The organism is Bacteroidia bacterium (genome assembly GCA_037045145.1).
Taxonomy (GTDB): Bacteria; Bacteroidota; Bacteroidia; order AKYH767-A; family OLB10; genus OLB10.
The window spans coordinates 155,039-173,903 of sequence record JBAOIA010000011.1 but is presented as its reverse complement, the minus strand read 5'-3'; the positions used below and the strand labels follow the sequence as shown (position 1 = coordinate 173,903).

The following is an 18,865-nucleotide window of genomic DNA, read 5'->3' as shown; positions in this document are numbered from 1 at the left end:
GTCGTCCCTTTTATATTTCTTATTTCTGATCCTCCGGCTTTTTATCCGAAGCATAGTTTGATTTCGGATCATAGCTTGAATCAAGATTTATTACCGTATTGGTAGAGCTGTAATATTGCGAACCATCTCGTGCAATCTTTTTTACTCTGTAAAATGCATATCCGTTTGGAGGTGTTTGATCCATCCATGAATAGAAAAGTTCAACAGCAGTACCAAGACCTTCTTTTATACCTACTGACTCATACACTTTCCCGTCAAGAGATCGCTCAACGATATAAAGACAATCAGCCGACTCGTTTTTTGCTGTCCAGTTCAGAAATACTTTTCCTGAGTTATAAATGGTAGTATAGTTTGCAATAGTTCCATTTATGTTGGCATCAGCCATTAATACAGGTTGTGTAGTTGCTGTTTGTGCTGTAGCAGAATGAAGTGTCACAAGCATCAAAAAGAAAATAATTGCCTGCACAAAAAACAAGAACTTGATTGCTGAACCTTTTATGCCATCACGATTATAATATCTGCGAGGTTTTGAATACATGGCAAATCGGTTTTCACGAACCATTTTGTAAAAGTCCATTGTGTTGTTCATCGTTGTATCTTCCATAATGATATATTTTTATAAGTGAAATTTACGTTTTATATGAGCAGTAGTTTTTGTAATTTCTGATAAAACATTACATTGTAATACATCTGCACATTTTCTTTTCATATCCGCTTTTACGCCCGATTTGTATCTGGGTTACACTTTTCATTAAATTGAGTTGGTTTTGCTTCTTGATAGAGCATTTTATATTGCTTTTATTGATGTGCTTAAACGGGTTATCAGAAAAGTATATTTATTATTATATAAATGAAATAGATTAATAACGGGTTTCAAGGGTACCAGGACATTAACATGCAAACTGGAAATTTTTTTAAAAAAGCTAAAACCTTGCAGTTTTTTTTACGTAATAAGGAAGAGTCTTTAAAAAAGTTAATCATAAGCTTATATGGATATATTAAGAAAAACAATAAAGAAACTTAGTGACGAAGAGTATCAGGCATTGTTGCTTCAGGTATCGGGCAAGAAGAAAAACAAGCCTTATTATGTCTTAGAAGCTACACGCAACGACAATCATTTTGATGATACAGAAATGATGAAGCAACTTCAGGTTAATCCAAGTGCTTATTATACATTAAAATCCCGTCTCAATACAAGAATAGCAGAAATCCTTTCTAAGAAAGTTGAAAACCCTATTCGTGAATTGATGGAAGAAGTAGTTCGTGTTCCTGCAACTCTTTATGGAACCAACCGCGATTTCTCTATCAGAGCTTTAAAAGAAATTGAAAAGCAACTGAAGGAGTATGATATGAGTAATGAGTTGATTACAGTTTATAAAACACTTGCATTGTTGCACATTCATCATGAAGACTACGAGCATTACAACAAGCTTTACAATAAACATGTTGCCTATGCATTGGCAATTTCAAAAGCTGAGCAAATATTTTTTCTCTTCTTTAAAAAATTAGGGGCCTATCAGTTAACACTTGACCCTGATACTTTAGAAGAAGTTATTATGCTTAAAAGGAAGATTGCCAATATTGCAGAAATGTATGATTCACATCGTTTGTTTGTATTATACAATATTGTCAGAATCTATTACTTGTGTTCATTGCCATCAAAACGACAGGAGTTAAAATCCCTTGAACTTGAAATAGAAAATATTTTAAAACGTATTAATGAAATATTTGATGCATTTCCGATAGATACACTCTATAGTAACATTAGTCCTTTGGTAGATATACTTCACTATGAATACTATCAGAAAATCCAAAATCAGGTTAGAGCCGATCATTACCTGAGCAATGGAATAAATGACACTATTATTGACTGGAGTGAGAAAACTGCTATGCACTTTTTTATTATCCAGTATCTGAACTCTCGAGTTGAAAAGTTTCTGGTTGATGGTGAAATGTACCGATTGAATGAATTTAATCAGACAATTGAAAAAACATTTGACCTCAATATAAACGAACCGTATCATTATATTTCTTTTAAGAAGTACATTGCTTTATGTAAATTTTATAGTAAGGATTACCAGGGTGCAGCAAAAACTATATACGATTTAAGAAATAATATTTCTTTAAAACAGTTCACACATACCGATGTTGACAGCAAACTTTTTCAAGGGTTGTGCTATTGTCTGATGGGTGAAGATAGCCTGGCACAACAAATGATTTCAAGCATTAAAAGACAGATTGCCGATTTTGAACATGAGTTTGAGTCAACCACAATATTTATAAAGATTCTTAAAACAGCATTAAAGCCTTCGGACTTCAGGAGAAAAATTGTGCGCATCAACGAATTATTGATTAAGTTTGAAGAAGCAAATAATTGTGATAAACCAATTCTGAAGTATATTAAAATTGATGATACATTGATTCGGAAAATGACAAATCCAATTAAAGATTAAAAAAACAAAGGCGGCAGAAATTGCCGCCTTTGTTTTTTTAATTTGTTGTGAATAATTTCTACTACTTTTATCAACTGATAGTATCAAATGGATATTGAAAAATTCAGAAACTATTGTTTGTCGAAACAAGAAACAACAGAGAGTTTTCCTTTCGATGAAGACACATTAGTTTTCAAGGTTGCCGGAAAAATGTTTGCTTTAGTTTCATTAACAGAAAAGCCCATGACGGTAAATCTTAAAATGAATCCGGAAATTATTTTAGAGTGGCGTGAACATTATTCTGAAATTACACCTGGCTTTCACATGAACAAGCAATATTGGAACTCTGTGGAATTTAACAAATCTATTCCTCCTTCTGAATTAAAATGGCTTATTGATCACAGCTATTCTGAAGTGGTTAAAAAATTACCCAAAAAAGTACGCATGAGGTTTGAAGTTTAATGTCAATCAGAACTTAAACTTTTTTATCATCAAAATTTATTATAAGCCGCTCAACAGGTTTGTTATTTTTTATGTGCTGCTCAACTATTTCATCAACATCCGATAACTGAACATTACCATAAAAAATACCTTCGGGATAAACAACAACCGATGGGCCATAGTCGCAGGCATCTAAACAGCCCGACCTTTGCGCACGAATAGGTATGGACAATTGTAATTCTTTAATTTTTTTCTTGAATGCTGCAACCAGTGCAAGACCATGCACTTCACCGCAACATTTGCGTTCACCTTCTTTGCGTTGATTGGTGCAAATAAAAATGTGTTTTTGAAACCTCATAATGCAAATTAAACTAATTGTGTTCAGAATTCAAACTCAATTAGTCCAATTCAAATTCAATGCTTAATTTTGCTGTTAAATATTACGGTGTATGAACGACATAGCAAAAAAGATAATTGATACAATGCAATCGCATATGGACAAATCCATTTCGCATCTTGAGACTGAATTGGCAAAAATCAGAGCTGGTAAAGCAAATCCACAGATGCTCGAGTCTATTCATGTTGATTATTATGGTTCGCAAACACCATTACATCAGGTTGCCAATGTCAATACACCTGATGCCCGTACTATTGTAATACAACCATGGGAAAAGGGTATGTTAGGTCCAATTGAAAAGGCCATTCAGATTGCCAATCTTGGATTTAATCCGCAGAATGACGGTTCTATCATTCGTATTGCAGTGCCGCCATTAACAGAAGAAAGAAGAAAAGATTTGGTTAAACGATGTAAAACCGAAGGAGAGAATGCTAAAATAAGTTTACGTTCAATCAGAAAAGAAGCCAATGATGCAATAAAGAAAGAATTGAAGAAAGGCATTACTGAAGACGAAGCTCGCGAGGCAGAAACTAAAATTCAGTTAACTACCGATGGCTTTATTTCAAAAGTTGATAAACATCTTGAAACAAAAGAGAAAGAAGTAATGACTGTTTAATGTCTTGTAAAAAGGAGTAGGTTCAATTACTCCTTAGGTGCCTGAGAGATTTCGTCTAACTGTTTTTTAATTCGTTTTATTTCCTCTTTTGCATGATTGATTTTATCTTCAAACTCTTTGCGTACTGCATCAGCATTTTTAGAACGAGCAAAAAAACCAAGATTATTTTCCCAGGTATTAATTTCTCCTGTAAGTTGATTAATCTTATACTTTAAATCATTCTTTTCATTACCCGGTTTGCCACTTCTAAAAGATGGTTTATGTCCAGTTGTAAATCGCTCTTTGTTATGTTGTCTTATTGATTGAAAGTGTTTGTCAATCACTGCCTTGAATTTTGCATAAATGGTGTCTTTATGTTCAAGCGGCACCATACCAATCTCACTCCACTGCCGTTGAAAATCTTTTAATTGATCAATAGTCTCATCAATATTTTCACCGAGTGTAAATTGTTCTACTTTTTCAATAAGCGCGTTTTTCTTGTCGAAGTTTTCTTTATAGTCAGATTCAAGAGAAGTGTAATGCGCATTTTTTCTTTCAAAAAATGCATCGCAGGCTTTTCTAAACCTTTCCCAGATTTTCTGATTGTTTCTGTCACCTGCAAATCCGGTCTTTTTCCACTCGGCCTGAAGTCTTTTAAGCTCCTCTGTTGTTTTTTTCCAATCGGTATTTTCTATTAATGCTTCTGCCTGAATACATAATTCATTTTTTAGTTGCAGATTGGCAGCATGTTCTTTTTTCAATGATGTGAAAAAATCATTTTTTCGAACAAAGAATCCATCACACAAACTTCTGAACTTAGCCCAAACCTCATCGTTAGATTTCTTGTCGGCAAAGCCAACTTTTTTCCATTCATTCTGAACTCCAACAAGCATTTTGCTTTTCTCCATCCATTCAGAGGCTTTCAGGGGCTCGTCTTTAAGTAACTCTTCAGTTTTTGAAATAAGTTGGTTTTTTGCAGCTAAATTTTCAGCATAGCGTTGCTTTAACTGCTCAAAATATTCTTTTCTGCGTTCATAAACTTTATCACTTGCAGCTTTAAATCGTTCCCAGATTTCATTGCTTTTATCACGTCCTACATGACCGGTTTCGCGCCACTTGCTTTGTAAATTATGCAATGTCTGTAGTGCTGAATTTAATGATGATTCATTAATCAGATCTTCTGCCTTTTCGCAGAGTTCAATCTTAGCTTCAAGGTTCTTTTTGAAATCAAGCTCTTGAAGTTCGCGGTTAATTTTTATGTTTTCATAAAATTTGTCTGTGTAAAGCTTGTAGGTCATCCACAAATCATTCAACTGACCTGAAGGAACAGGTCCTGTTGCACGCCATTTTGCCTGTAGTTCGTGAAACAGATCGAATGCACGTTGCATGTTTTCCTCATTTTGAATAAGGCTTTTCATGGCAACAAGTATTTCCTGCTTTACATTTAAATTATTTTCTCTGAGTTTTTCCTGTTGCTCTGCATATTCAGCTTTGCGTTTGTTGTATTTTTTTAATGCTGCCAGAAAACGATCGTCTGCTTGCGTATAGCTAAATTTAAAATCATCTTTAACACCACCTTCTTCTAAAAAGGTTGACAGTGCCAGTGCTTTTTCTGAAGATTGAATTTGTTCAAATGCATTCTTCAATGCATTGATTTTATTTTTTACAGCAGCAACATCACCATCTGCAAACCCTTCAGCAACTTTAACAAGTTCAGCCTTGGTTAAATGATTGTAATTTTCTTCCTGCTCAGGCAATGTTTCAAGATGTTCTTCGGGCAATGCTGCAAGATGCTCCTCCTGCATAGGTTGTGTAATAGATTCATTCTCCGATTGAATTCCACCTGCTTGCTGATTTTCTTCTGCAAGAAAATCATTGTTTACTTCTGTCATGGTACTAATTAAAATTAAATAATAATCAAACAATGAAGCCTTCCTTTGGAGAAGGCTTTATCTGACTACAAATGTAAAACAAAATACCTGTTTAATGCAAGAAATTATTGAGCTAAAAATCGGTTTTTTGTTTTAATATTAATTCAATATAGATGTATAAAAACCATTTTGTCTTATCCTCGTATAAAAAATGGTAAATTTGGAGCGTTATTGAATTATGTTAAAACAGAGCTTATCACAAAAACTTTTACAAAAGCTTTCACCTCAGCAAATTCAGCTGATGAAGTTGCTTCAGTTGCCCACCATGGCACTTGAACAGCGGATAAAAGAGGAAATGGAGGTTAATCCTGCATTGGAAGAAGGCGCTCCCGAAGATGTGGACGAAGATGTACAGCAGGATGAGGACGAAACCCCTGAACTGGAAGAAGGCGTAGAGGAAAATGAAGGTGATGAAAATAAAAAAGACGAATTTGACAATACTGCTGATACGGACATAAAAGACAGAACAGATGATGATTTTGATGTTGATGATTATATCACTGACGAAGATATTCCTTACTATAAAACCTCTGCCAATAACACCTCGCCTGATGATGAACGAACAGAAGTGCCGTATGGTTCGTCTGTAACTTTTCAGGAAACATTGCTTGCGCAACTTGGAATGGTTGCCCTCAACGACAAACAAATGCAAATGGCAAAGCACCTGATTGGAAGTTTGGATGAAGATGGATACTTGCGCAGAGATTTAAATTCTATTGTTAACGATCTTGCATTTACACAGAATATTGAAACTAATGCCGATGAACTTTTACAGGTTTTGCAAGTGATTCAAACATTTGACCCGCCTGGTGTTGGTGCACGTAATTTGCAGGAGTGTCTTCTGCTTCAACTGCAACGAAAACCTAACAGCAAATCGGTTAACAGAGCAATAGAAATTATTAAAAATTACATGGATGAGTTTTCAAAAAAGCATTTTGAAAAAATTGCCCGATTGATGAATATTCCTGACGAATATTTGAAACAAGCCATGAATGAAATCTTAAAATTGAATCCGCGCCCTGGAGGAGATATCTCCGCAGAAACAAAATCTGTTCAGCATATAGTGCCTGATTTTATCATAACAAACAACGTGGGTCAGCTTGAGTTGATGCTCAACTCCCGCAACGCTCCTGATTTGCGAATTAACCGGGAGTACAATGAAATGATGGAGGGCTATGCAAAGAGTAAAAAACAAGATCGTTCGCAGAAGGAGGCTATCTTATACCTAAAACAAAAAATTGACTCAGCAAAATGGTTTATTGATGCTATCAGACAACGTCAGGCAACACTGCTTCATACCATGCAAGCTATCATGAACTATCAGAAAGAATATTTCCTGGAAGGTGATGAACGACTATTAAAGCCAATGATTTTAAAAGATATTGCAGAGGTTGTTGGGCTTGATATCTCAACTGTTTCACGAGTTGCAAACAGCAAATATGTACAAACACCTTTCGGCACATTTCTGATAAAAACTTTTTTCTCGGAAGGTATGGCAACAGATTCGGGCGAGGAAGTGAGTACAAGAGAAGTGAAAAAAATTCTGTCTGATGCTATAGAAGGAGAAGATAAGAAAAAACCTTTGCCGGACGATAAATTGGCAAAAATTCTAAAGGACAAGGGTTATAATGTGGCACGCAGAACTATTGCCAAGTATCGCGAGCAACTAAACATTCCTGTTGCAAGGCTGCGAAAAGAGTTTTAAAAATGTTGAACCGTTTTTTTTCAATCATTACTTATCTGACTCATCCTTTAATAATACCTATCTATTTATTACTTATACTTTTCAATTCGGACACCTATCTATCTTATACACTTTCACCTGCATTACAGCGAATAATTTTAGCAGCAGTTTTTATCCTCACCTGTCTGATGCCTTTTTTAACATCGGTATTGTTACTTAAAAAGCAAGGGGTTAAAGGTTTATTGATGGAGGACAGACAAAGTAGAACAATACCCTATTTTTTAACACTAGTTTATTATATTGCCTGTTATTATTTTTTGTTGAGACTTCCGGTTTCATCTGTTATAAAAATTCTAATTCTGGCAGCAGCATGCTGTATCGCACTTGCATTTATAATTAACTTTTTCTGGAAAATAAGTATTCATCTCATTGGTATAGGAGGAATGGCAGGTGCTTTTTATATACTTACAGTTTTAATGGGTAATGAGTTTCTTCTTCCTTTTATATTAGCACTTTTATTGGCCGGACTTACTGCAACAGCCCGCCTATCTCAAAATGCTCATACACATTCACAACTGTACGTAGGATTCATAGTTGGTTTTGCTTGCGAGTATCTTTTTATCATGTGGTCACTCAGTACATAATTTACTGTATTTATAATAGCATGATATATTGTTTTTAAAGATGAAATGATTCTGAACTAAAACAGAAAAGCTTTAACTTTAATAGTTTGGCATAACAGTTGAATTTAATCTGTTAAATTAGAAAGTGAGGTTTATTATGAAAAAACTATTTACTACTCTCGCCATCTTAAGTTTAGCTGTTATTGTGCAAGCAGCTCATCCTTTTCAGTCAGCTTTGGCCATAACTTCTGTTGATAGAAGTCTTTTGACTGTATCAATAGACAGAGCACCATTTAGCAATGCTTCAACAAATATTTATTCTGATGGATTGCGTCCAGGAAACCATTTTATTAAAGTGATGCGTCTTGCAGGACATCCACATCATCCTGTCTATATCACTGTTTTTTCCGGATATGTATTTATTCCCGAAGCATCAGAAGTGATGGCAGAGGTTAATCGTAACAGATTTCGTATAACCGGAAGCAGACTTTTTGAATATGCACCACAGGTATATGAAGAGCCGCATTATTATCCACAACATCTTCGTTGCGAAGTGGATGACTATGAGTTTAGTCAAATGATACAGTCCTTAACCAACTATAATTTTGAAAGTACCCGCATGACCGTTGCAAAACAGTTGGTCAATAATAATTATTTCAACTCACGTCAGGTTGGACGATTAATGCAGCAAATGACATTTGAGTCGAGCAAACTTGAATTAGCAAAATATGCCTATTCTAAAACATTGGATAAAAACAACTACTTTTTAGTTAATGATCAGTTTAGTTTCGAAAGCAGCATTACCGAGTTGACAGATTATATTGCATTACGCAACTAAAAGAAATAAATAAATTACAGTGAAAAGGTGTCAGAAACGGCACCTTTTTTTATTCGTCCATTTTTAATTTTATATCGTCCTTAACTAAAAATGCCGATGGGTAATAGGCCTGAAGCTCTTTTAAGCTTTTTTGTGCATCAAGTCGTGTACGAAAATCGCCAACTCTTAATTTAAAGTTGGGCTGCTGGTATAGTACATAGGCAGCCGTTTGCGGATATAGCTTTATAAACTCTGTCCTTAACTCATAGGCTTTGTCACGTTGTGACCCAAAATAAAGTTGAATGCGGTAGCCTTGCGAAAAGGGCTTAGCCATATTATAGGCAATATGTTTTTTTATAAGTACATGAGTCAGGCTATCATCACCGGTCTGTGCCTTGGTTTGAACATGAAAAAGAATGCAACATATAATTAATAGGACATTCTTTACAATTTTAATCATGGCTTCAATATTACAGATTAAACATAAAACTTGCAGTAAAAACAGCTTAAAATTGAATAACAAGGTCAAAAAAAACATAAAAGACTGTTATTTAGACTAAATTTTAATTTGAAAATTTTATGAATTAAAAAAGGTAAGTTATAAATTTGCGCGCTCCAAACTGGAATTTTACGGAATTATTGCAGTTTGACTAATTTATAAATTGATACGAAAACAAAAACAATTTATGCACCAAAAGCTCACTAATAACCTTCTTGTCAAATGTAAGGGGTTGTTTTTTATGCTCCTGATATTGTCATTTTCAATAGGAGTTAAAGCACAGGATGGTAAAGCACTTTTTGATGCCAACTGTAAATCATGCCACGCAATGAATGATGTGGTAATTGGCCCTGCACTAAAGGATGTGCATAAAAAATTCAGTGCTGAGTGGCTACATAAATGGATAAAGAACTCACAAGCATTAGTAAAAGCCGGTGATAAAGATGCCGTAGCAGTTTTCAATGAGTTCAATAAAATGGTCATGCCTAATCAGAATCTATCTGATGCTGAGATTGATGCAGTTTTGGCCTATATTGGTAAAGAGAGTGAGCAGGCACCGGTAGCAGCTGCACCCACAGCACCTGCACCCGGAACAGTTGCAACTGAAAAAGATAACTCTACTTTGTATTGGGTGTTAGCTATTATCCTGATATTAATTGCATTGGCAGCTACACTCAATAAAGTTAAAAAAGGTCTGGAATATGCAGTGCGTGAAAAAGAAGGTATTCCTCATCCACCTCATTTAGCACCAAAAGAGGCACGTAGCTTATGGGTTAGCAAGAATAAAAAACTGATTGCAGTTGTTTTATTGCTTTTGGTAGTTTTAGGTAGCGTTAAAGGGTGGTATGCATTAAAAGATATAGGTGTATATACCAACTATGAGCCTGAGCAGCCCATACACTTTTCGCATAAGCTTCATGCCGGAGATAATAAAATAGCCTGTCTTTATTGCCATAGTGGTGCAGATAAAAGCCGTCATGCCAATATTCCTTCAGCAAGTACTTGTATGAACTGCCATAAATATGTTAAAGAAGGACCGGTATATGGCGATAAGGAAATCAAGAAAATTTATGCAGCCCTTGATTGGGATGGTTCTAAATATGGAACTAATCAAAAGCCAATACAATGGATTAGAGTACACAGTTTACCGGCTTTAGCGTATTTTAATCATGCTCAGCACGTTAATGTTGGAAAAATCGAATGTCAGACCTGTCATGGACCTGTGCAGGAAATGGATGTTGTGAAGCAATTCTCACCATTGACCATGGGTTGGTGTATAAACTGCCACCGCGAAACAGAAGTTAAAATGGATGGCAATGGCTATTATGACGAAGTGCATAAAACATTAGCAGCCAAGTATGGTAAAGATGCTAAACTTACAGTTGACAAAATTGGCGGTCTTGATTGTGCCCGCTGTCACTATTAATCAAAAACACTAAAAGCTGTATCTGTTCATTCAAATAAAAAACAGTCGGCCACAAACTTTTTAAATAATATATGGAAAAACGATATTGGAAAGGTGTAGAAGAACTCAGAAATGATGCAGAGTTTGTTCGTCTTAAAAACAATGAGTTTTTTGAAGAAATCCCTGTGGATGAAGTTCTTGGCAAAAAAGCTGAAAGCAAAGATGCCACACCACGCAGAGATTTTCTCAAATTTTTAGGTTTTGGTGTTGTAGCCGCTTCAATGGCAGCATGCGAGGCCCCTGTTCGAAAAACAATTCCTTACCTGATAAGTCCCGAGAACTTAGTTCCCGGAATTCCTAATTATTATGCCTCAACTTTTTTTGATGGTCATGATTATGCAAGTATCGTTGTAAAAACTCGCGAAGGTCGTCCAATTAAAGTTGATGGTAATGAGTTGTCGCCACTTACTAAAGGTGGTGCCAATGCAAGAGTACAAGCTTCGGTTTTGGATTTGTACGATAGCGAAAGAATTAAAGGCCCAATGGCAAAAGGCAAGGCTGCAAGTTGGGATACTGTTAATAAAGAAATAAAAGAGAAACTGGCTGCTGCTAATACAAAGCAGACAAAAATCCGTATTGTTTCTTCAACCATCATTAGCCCAACAACAAAAAAGGCAATTGAAACTTTTACCACAAAATATCCTACTGCTAAATTGGTAACCTATGATGCCATATCACAGTATGGAATAATTAAAGCACACCAGTTAGCATTTGGAAAGGCAGCAACTCCGAGTTTTAGCTTTGACAAAGCTGATGTAATTGTAAGCTTTGGTGCTGATTTTCTGAATAACTGGATTGCACCAATTGAATATGCACGTCAGTACGCACAGACAAGAAAGTTAGATGATGGCAAAAAAACCATGTCGAAACACATTCAGTTTGAAGCAGCCCTTTCTTTAACAGGTAGCAATGCTGATAACCGATATAAATTAAAGGCAAGCCAGACAGGCAATGCTTTGTTGTCATTATATAATGCAGTAGCCTCTAAAGCAGGTGCTGCAACTGTAAGTGCAGGCAAGACCGATGCAGATGCTGCTATTAACAGTACAGCAAATGAACTTTGGAATGCAAAAGGTAAATCATTGGTTGTTTGTGGCAGTAATAATGTAAACGATCAATTAATTGTTGCGGCCATTAACAACTTGCTTGGTAATTATGGCGCCACAATCAGTATAGCAAAACATAGCAATGTACGACAGGGAAATGATGAAGCTATGGCTGAACTATTACGTGAAATGAACTCAGGTGAAGTGGGTGCTGTAATTTTTTACAATGCAAACCCTTTGTACAACTATCCTGATACTACAGCATTTACTTCTGCATTAAACAAAGTAGAAGTAAAAATTTCTTTGTCTGACCGTAATGATGAAACAGCGATTAAGTGCGATTATATTTGTCCGGACTCTCACTATCTTGAATCGTGGAATGATGCAGAGCCTGTACGCAATATGTTCAGCTTAATGCAGCCAACAATTCAAAAACTGTTTGATACAAAACAATCACAAGAATTATTTTTATTGTGGAGCGAGGCAGCAGTAACAGACTATCATGAGTTTCTGATGCAAAATTGGAGACAAGGTCTTCTTTCAACAGCAACGGGAATGGCATCTGTACCTGCATGGGAAAAAGTTTTGCAGGAAGGTGTTTGGAATGGTGAAGTTACAGAGAGTGAGCCTGCCTTTGTTGGTAATATAAATGATGCAGCGAGTGCCGTTGCTGCTAGAAAGTCAGGCGGTTTAGATATTCTAGTTTATGAAAAAGCTGGTATAGGTAACGGACGTCATTCAAATAACCCATGGCTTCAAGAGCTACCTGATCCTGTTTCTAAAATATGTTGGGATAATTATTTTGCCATTGCCCCTTCAATGGCAAAAGAAAAAGGTCTGGTACAAGGAAATATTATTGAAGTTAAATCAGGGAATGTAACACTTAAAGGGCCGGTTTTATTACAACCCGGTCAGGCAAAAGATACAATTGCTATAGCTGCCGGTTATGGTAGAACAAGTAGTGGAAAAGCAGGGAATAAAGTTGGGATGAATGCATACCCATTACTGACTTTTTCAGAAGGTACATTTAACTTTACAGTTAGTGGAGCAAGTCTGAATAAAACGGTTGAAGCCGATTACACACTTGCAACAACACAGTCTCACCACACCATGATGGGTCGTGCTATTGTAAAAGAATCTACACTTGAAGAGTATATTAAAGATCCTAAGGCAGGTAATGAAGAGGAGAAATTTCATTCTTATAAAGGAAAAGTTTCAGCTAAAGAATTAGACCTTTGGGCAACAAAAGATAATCCGGGATTCGACCGTCCAATAAATGCCTGGGGTATGTCCATTGACCTAAACTCATGTATTGGCTGTGGCGCCTGCGTAGTGGCATGTACTGCAGAGAATAATGTTCCGGTGGTAGGTAAAGAAGAGATACAACGCAGCCGCGAAATGCATTGGATTCGAATTGATCGCTATTATACAAGCGATATGGATAAGGAAAAAGCACATGAGCAGGGAGTGGGTAAGTTAAGTATGTATGGTTTTATGGAAGAACCTGCGGAGAATCCTGAAATTGTATTTCAGCCTGTAATGTGTCAACATTGTAATCATGCGCCATGCGAAACAGTGTGTCCGGTTGCCGCAACTACTCATAGCGAGGATGGCTTGAATATGATGGCTTATAACCGTTGTGTAGGAACACGTTATTGTGCCAACAACTGTCCGTATAAAGTAAGACGCTTTAATTGGTTTAAATATTCTGATAATCCTCAATTTGACTATAACATGAATAATGATTATGGCAAAATGGTGTTGAATCCGGATGTAATTGTGCGCTCAAGAGGTGTAATGGAAAAATGCTCTATGTGTGTTCAGCGCATTCAATATGGTAAGTTAGAAGCCAAGAAAGCAGGGCATCCTGTAAAAGATGGCGATATTAATACAGCATGTGCTCAAACTTGCCCAACCAATGCAATTACTTTTGGTGATTATAATGACAAATCCAGCCGATTGGTAAAACAAAGTGGTAGCGAACGTATGTATCATTTGCTTGAAGAACTTAATGTTCAGCCTTCAATAAATTATTTAACTAAGATACGTAACACTACAGGCAAAGCCAATAACAGTCATAAAGCATAAATAAAATTAATCGAACTAATAGAAATTTTTCAACAATATGTCGAATGTAGAATCACCGCTTAGGCCGACACTCATCGAAGGAGATAAAACGCTCCATGATATAACTGAGGATGTTTGCCGACCTATAGAATCTAAACCCAACAAATACTGGTGGATGGTATTTAGTGTTGCTTGTGCTGCACTTTTATGGTGGATTATTTGTGTAGCTTATACCGTTGGAACAGGACTTGGTGTTTGGGGTCTGAACAAAACTGTTGGTTGGGCTTGGGATATTACCAACTTCGTTTGGTGGGTAGGTATTGGTCACGCAGGAACTTTGATTTCTGCAATCTTATTATTGTTTCGTCAGAAATGGAGGTTATCAATTAACCGCTCTGCAGAGGCAATGACAATATTTGCCGTAATCTGTGCTGCGTCATTTATTGTAGCACACATGGGCCGACCATGGGTTGCCTATTGGCCACTTCCTTTTGCAAACCAATTCGGTTCATTGTGGGTAAACTTTAATTCTCCATTGGTATGGGACGTTTTTGCAATCTCAACTTATTTCTCTGTATCATTAGTTTTTTGGTACACCGGATTGATTCCAGACTTTGCAGCAGTTCGCGATCGTGCAAAAACCAAAGCTCGTAAATTCTGGTATTCAGCCTTGAGTATGGGATGGGTGGGTTCAGCTAAAAACTGGCAGCGATTTGAAGAGGTTTCTTTAGTACTGGCAGGTATTTCAACACCGCTGGTTCTTTCGGTACACTCTGTAGTATCAATGGACTTTGCAACAGCATTGGTTCCGGGATGGCATACAACAATTTTTCCACCGTATTTCGTTGCAGGAGCTATCTTTTCGGGATTTGCAATGGTTCAAACACTGCTGATAATTACACGTAAAGTATTAAACTTAGAGGAGTATATTACAATTTATCATATTGACATGATGAACAGGATTATTCTTATTACCGGTTCTATTGTGGGATGTGCTTATCTGACTGAGTTTTTCATTGCATGGTATTCAGGTGTAGAATTTGAACAATATGCATTTATTAATCGTGCAACCGGACCCTACTGGTGGGCTTACTGGAGTATGATGACTTGTAACGTAATTTCACCGCAATTAATGTGGAGCAGTAAACTCAGAAGAAACCTTTTCGTAACATTCTTCTTATCAATTATTGTAAACATAGGTATGTGGTTCGAACGTTTTGTAATTATCGTAACTTCATTACACAGAGACTTTGTTCCATCAAGTTGGACAATGTTTCATCCAACGTGGGTTGAGATAGGCCTTTTTATCGGCTCGATAGGTTTGTTCTTTGTTCCCTTCTTACTCTTTACACGATATTTCCCTGTTATAGCAATGAGCGAATTAAAAACTATTTTGAAGTCATCCGGCTCTCAATCAAAGAAAGGAGTACAACATCATGACTAAACAACTGCATGGCATTTTTAATGATGATGAAGTTCTTTTAAATGCTATTAAAGAACTAAAATCAAAAGGTATTAAATGTACCAATGCCTATTCGCCATTTCCTGTACACGGCCTTGATAGTGCCTTAGGCCTTAAACGTACCAGAATTTCCATCGCTTCATTTTTATATGGTGCAACCGGCACATGCTTAGCACTTTTAATGATGTGGTACATGAATATATGGGATTGGCCAATGGATATTGGTGGTAAACCAAGTTGGAACTTATATAAGAATATCCCTGCATTTATCCCCATAACTTTTGAGTTTACAGTTTTATGTGCGGCACATGGCATGGTGATTACATTCTACCTGCGAAGCAAATTACTACCCGGAGTTACTCCTAATGTTATACATGATAGAATGCATGACGATCATTTTGTTTTAACTGTTGAAGGAAAAGTAAGTGATGAAACTGCTATTCGCGAATCGTTGAAACAAGTTGGTGCAGTGGAAATAAGATCATAAAGAATTAAATCGGATGAAAAAAACATACCAATATTTAAGTGTAATAATAAGCAGCATGCTATTGCTTGGCGCCTGTGGCGATAAACAATCACCGGGCTTGGAATATATGCCTGATATGTATCGTACACCAGCGGTGGTAGCGTATTCTCCATCGCATATCACAAAAGATAGTGTTTCTGCATTGGCACCCGTTGCCGGAACAGTTGCCAGAGGTCAGTACGTTGACTTTAATTACCCCAATACCAATGAAGGATATGAGGCAGCAGGTTTGGAGTTAAAAAATCCTTTTCAATCTACAGCAGAAAATATGGAACGGGGTAAAACGGAATTTAATACTTATTGTGCCCATTGTCATGGTGAAAAAGGTGATGGTAAAGGATGGCTTAAAATTAAAGGAGACCCATTCCCTGTACCGTCTTATACAAGTGCGGCAATTAAGGACCTACCTGATGGGAAAATGTTTTTCACTATCACTTACGGTAGAAACCTCATGGGATCGCATGCAGCACAGGTAAGTGCAGATGACCGTTGGAAAATTATTTTATACATTAACCATTTACAGGGAGACGAACCTGGAGCAGTTGTTACTGACAGTTCGGCTACCGCACAAAATAAATAACATAACGCAGCCTATTTAAGATAATACTATGCAGGACAATCTCACATATACCTTTTCAAGTAAGCTGAAAACCCTTTCGTTTATTCTCATGGCGATAGGTGCAATTTCAATTGGAATAAGCTTTGCTACAAATCCGGATCAAACATGGGCAAACCTCATGCACAACAACTTTTACTTTTTAACCATAGCATTAGGTGGCTTGTTTTTTTACGCAGTACAATATGCTGCAGAAGTTGGCTGGAGTGTTTACATCATTAGAATTCCATTAGCTATGTCGCAATACCTTTGGATTAGTGGTGTCATTATGCTCATTTTATTTTTTGCCGCAGGTCATCATATCTGGCATTGGACACACCATGAGTTAGTTATGGAAACATTGCCTGATGGAAAACCCAATCCGGATTATGATGAAATTTTAGCAGGTAAAAGTGCATACCTAAATGTCCCATTCTTCTTAATTCGAATGGTGGCATACTTTGTTATATGGTATGGCTTCGCAGTTTTGTTGCGTAAACATGCAATGAAAGAAGATTTAACAGGTGCTATAGAACATCATAACCGTAGTCGTAAACTCAGTATTATTTTTCTTGTTCTTTTTGCAGTTACCTCATCAACCTCTGCCTGGGATTTTGTAATGTCAATAGATTCACACTGGTTTAGCACACTGTATGGCTGGTACACTTTTTCAGGAATTTTTGTTAGTTCACTAGGTGTAATTGCTCTAATAATTGTTTATCTGCGCAGTCAGGGATATCTGCATCATTTAAACGAAAATCACTTACATGATGTAGGCAAGTTTATTTTTGCTTTCAGTATATTCTGGACCTATTTATGGTTTGCACAGTTCATGCTCATTTGGTATGCTAACCTTCCCGAAGAAGTAACCTATTTTATGGAAAGACAAGACTATTACAAAACTCTTTTTGTAACCAACTTTTTAGTTAACTTCATTCTTCCTTTTGTAATTTTAATGACTCGTGATGCAAAAAGAAAATTACGTTTATTGGCAATATTAGGCTCTGTAATTTTTGTTGGCCACTGGATAGACACCTATCTGATGGTAGTGCCGGGAATTATGCACGAAAAAGGTACAATAGGAATCCTGGAAATTGGTACAACCATTGGTTTTATGGGAATGTTTATATTCGTTGTATTTAATGCACTTAGCAAATTATCACTCCTTCCTCAGAAACATCCAATGCTTCAGGAGAGCGAGCATTTTATTTTATAATATAAAAGACTTTAACACAAATCTGTAATATTAAGACATGACACTTTTAATAACAATATCAATCCTGCTTGGCATTCTTGTTTTAGTTAGACTAATGACTATTGTACAATTATCCTCGGAACTAACCGGTAGCAGTGACTCACAAGAAGAAGAGATTAGACACAATAATTCCAATGGGTATGGTTTTATTGTATTTATGGTTCTTGGTCTTGGTCTTATAATTTATCTTACAATTGACTATTCCAAACATTTGCTTCCGGTCTCTGCATCTGAACACGGTGTTGGATTGGATAAACTTTTAAATATTAACTGGGCAATCATTGGTATAGTTTTCTTTATCACTCAAATAGCTTTGTTTTATTTCTCTTATAAGTATAGAGATATCAAAAAGCATGAAGCTTATTTTTATCCTGAAAACTATAAACTTGAATTAATCTGGACAATAGTTCCAACAATTGTATTAACTACTTTGATCATTACCGGTTTGAAACAATGGAACGGTATCTTTTCTGAAAAAGAAAACAGCATGAATGTTCAGGTTTATGGATATCAGTTTGCATGGATTACCCGTTTTAGCGGACCTGATAATACACTGGGAAAATCCAACTATAAACTCATTACTGATGATAATCCATTAGGATTAGATGCAAATGATCCCGCTGTAAAAGATGATATCTATACAACAGGCAATGAAATGCATATTCCACTTGGACAGGAATTGAAATTTCAATTTAATGCACGTGACGTAATTCACAGCGCATATTTTCCACACTTCAGAGCACAAATGAACTTAGTACCCGGTATGAATACGTTTTTCTCATTTAAACCTACAATTACCACAGCTGAAATGCGAAAGATTACAGGTAATGATAAGTTTGACTATGTGTTGCTTTGTAACAAAATTTGTGGTGTTGCACATTACACCATGAAAATGAAAGTGGTGGTTGACACACCTGCTGATTTTAAAGCATGGTTGAAATCACAGAAAAAAGCTTCTGAAGTTAAAGCTGCACCTCCGGTGAGTACATTAAACAATACTGCAAACAGCAGTGAAACAATTTAAATTTGA

At 36.3% G+C, this 18,865-nt stretch carries 17 protein-coding genes; 13 read left to right on the top strand and 4 right to left on the bottom strand.

The window, feature by feature from the left end:
* Positions 1-19: 19 nt before the first annotated feature.
* Positions 20-604 (bottom strand): hypothetical protein, encoded by a 585-nt coding sequence (locus V9G42_01755; GenBank protein MEI2758138.1) that lies wholly within the window; start codon positions 602-604, stop codon positions 20-22.
* A 385-nt stretch (positions 605-989) separates the two neighbouring features.
* On the opposite strand from V9G42_01755, the gene V9G42_01750 reads away from it, so the two are divergent.
* The gene (locus tag V9G42_01750) at positions 990-2,453 is read left to right on the top strand and encodes a hypothetical protein (GenBank protein ID MEI2758137.1); all 1,464 of its coding nucleotides are present in this window, start codon (positions 990-992) and stop codon (positions 2,451-2,453) included.
* Between the two features lie 87 nt (positions 2,454-2,540).
* Positions 2,541-2,894, top strand: coding sequence for an MmcQ/YjbR family DNA-binding protein (locus V9G42_01745; GenBank protein MEI2758136.1), 354 nt, complete (start codon positions 2,541-2,543; stop codon positions 2,892-2,894).
* A 13-nt stretch (positions 2,895-2,907) separates the two neighbouring features.
* Here V9G42_01745 and V9G42_01740 read toward each other — a convergent pair whose 3' ends face one another.
* Positions 2,908-3,231, bottom strand: a complete 324-nt coding sequence (locus V9G42_01740) for a (2Fe-2S) ferredoxin domain-containing protein (GenBank protein MEI2758135.1) — start codon at positions 3,229-3,231, stop codon at positions 2,908-2,910.
* Positions 3,232-3,322: 91 nt separating this feature from the next.
* Here V9G42_01740 and frr point away from each other — a divergent pair, with 91 nt between their 5' ends.
* Positions 3,323-3,886 (top strand): ribosome recycling factor, encoded by a 564-nt coding sequence (frr, locus tag V9G42_01735; protein MEI2758134.1) that lies wholly within the window; start codon positions 3,323-3,325, stop codon positions 3,884-3,886.
* Between the two features lie 26 nt (positions 3,887-3,912).
* Here the strand turns inward: frr and V9G42_01730 are convergent, their stop codons facing one another.
* Positions 3,913-5,757: a DUF349 domain-containing protein gene (locus tag V9G42_01730; protein ID MEI2758133.1), complete on the bottom strand. Its 1,845-nt coding sequence runs from the start codon at positions 5,755-5,757 to the stop codon at positions 3,913-3,915.
* A 217-nt stretch (positions 5,758-5,974) separates the two neighbouring features.
* Between V9G42_01730 and rpoN the strand changes: the two genes are divergently transcribed.
* From rpoN to V9G42_01715, 3 genes are all read left to right on the top strand, one after another.
* A complete protein-coding gene (gene rpoN / locus V9G42_01725) occupies positions 5,975-7,501 on the top strand; it encodes an RNA polymerase factor sigma-54 (protein MEI2758132.1) in 1,527 nt (508 codons plus the stop codon).
* Between the two features lie 2 nt (positions 7,502-7,503).
* The gene (locus tag V9G42_01720; GenBank protein ID MEI2758131.1) at positions 7,504-8,124 is read left to right on the top strand and encodes a hypothetical protein; all 621 of its coding nucleotides are present in this window, start codon (positions 7,504-7,506) and stop codon (positions 8,122-8,124) included.
* A gap of 136 nt (positions 8,125-8,260) precedes the next feature.
* Positions 8,261-8,941: a DUF4476 domain-containing protein gene (locus V9G42_01715; GenBank protein ID MEI2758130.1), complete on the top strand. Its 681-nt coding sequence runs from the start codon at positions 8,261-8,263 to the stop codon at positions 8,939-8,941.
* A gap of 49 nt (positions 8,942-8,990) precedes the next feature.
* Here V9G42_01715 and V9G42_01710 read toward each other — a convergent pair whose 3' ends face one another.
* Positions 8,991-9,380, bottom strand: coding sequence for an SPOR domain-containing protein (locus V9G42_01710; protein ID MEI2758129.1), 390 nt, complete (start codon positions 9,378-9,380; stop codon positions 8,991-8,993).
* Between the two features lie 292 nt (positions 9,381-9,672).
* Here V9G42_01710 and V9G42_01705 point away from each other — a divergent pair, with 292 nt between their 5' ends.
* From V9G42_01705 to V9G42_01675, 7 genes are all read left to right on the top strand, one after another.
* A complete protein-coding gene (locus V9G42_01705) occupies positions 9,673-10,845 on the top strand; it encodes a c-type cytochrome (GenBank protein ID MEI2758128.1) in 1,173 nt (390 codons plus the stop codon).
* A gap of 71 nt (positions 10,846-10,916) precedes the next feature.
* Complete coding sequence (locus V9G42_01700; GenBank protein MEI2758127.1) at positions 10,917-14,018, top strand: TAT-variant-translocated molybdopterin oxidoreductase; 3,102 nt, start codon at positions 10,917-10,919, stop codon at positions 14,016-14,018.
* Between the two features lie 37 nt (positions 14,019-14,055).
* Positions 14,056-15,441, top strand: coding sequence for an NrfD/PsrC family molybdoenzyme membrane anchor subunit (gene nrfD, locus V9G42_01695; protein MEI2758126.1), 1,386 nt, complete (start codon positions 14,056-14,058; stop codon positions 15,439-15,441).
* On the top strand, positions 15,434-15,946 hold the full coding sequence (locus tag V9G42_01690; GenBank protein ID MEI2758125.1) for a DUF3341 domain-containing protein: 513 nt from the start codon (positions 15,434-15,436) through the stop codon (positions 15,944-15,946). Before nrfD ends, V9G42_01690 begins: the two co-directional genes overlap by 8 nt.
* A 13-nt stretch (positions 15,947-15,959) precedes the next feature.
* Complete coding sequence (locus tag V9G42_01685; GenBank protein MEI2758124.1) at positions 15,960-16,565, top strand: c-type cytochrome; 606 nt, start codon at positions 15,960-15,962, stop codon at positions 16,563-16,565.
* 28 nt (positions 16,566-16,593) lie between these two features.
* On the top strand, positions 16,594-17,796 hold the full coding sequence (locus tag V9G42_01680) for a quinol:cytochrome C oxidoreductase (protein MEI2758123.1): 1,203 nt from the start codon (positions 16,594-16,596) through the stop codon (positions 17,794-17,796).
* A 37-nt stretch (positions 17,797-17,833) separates the two neighbouring features.
* Complete coding sequence (locus V9G42_01675) at positions 17,834-18,859, top strand: cytochrome c oxidase subunit II (protein MEI2758122.1); 1,026 nt, start codon at positions 17,834-17,836, stop codon at positions 18,857-18,859.
* Positions 18,860-18,865 lie beyond the last annotated feature (6 nt).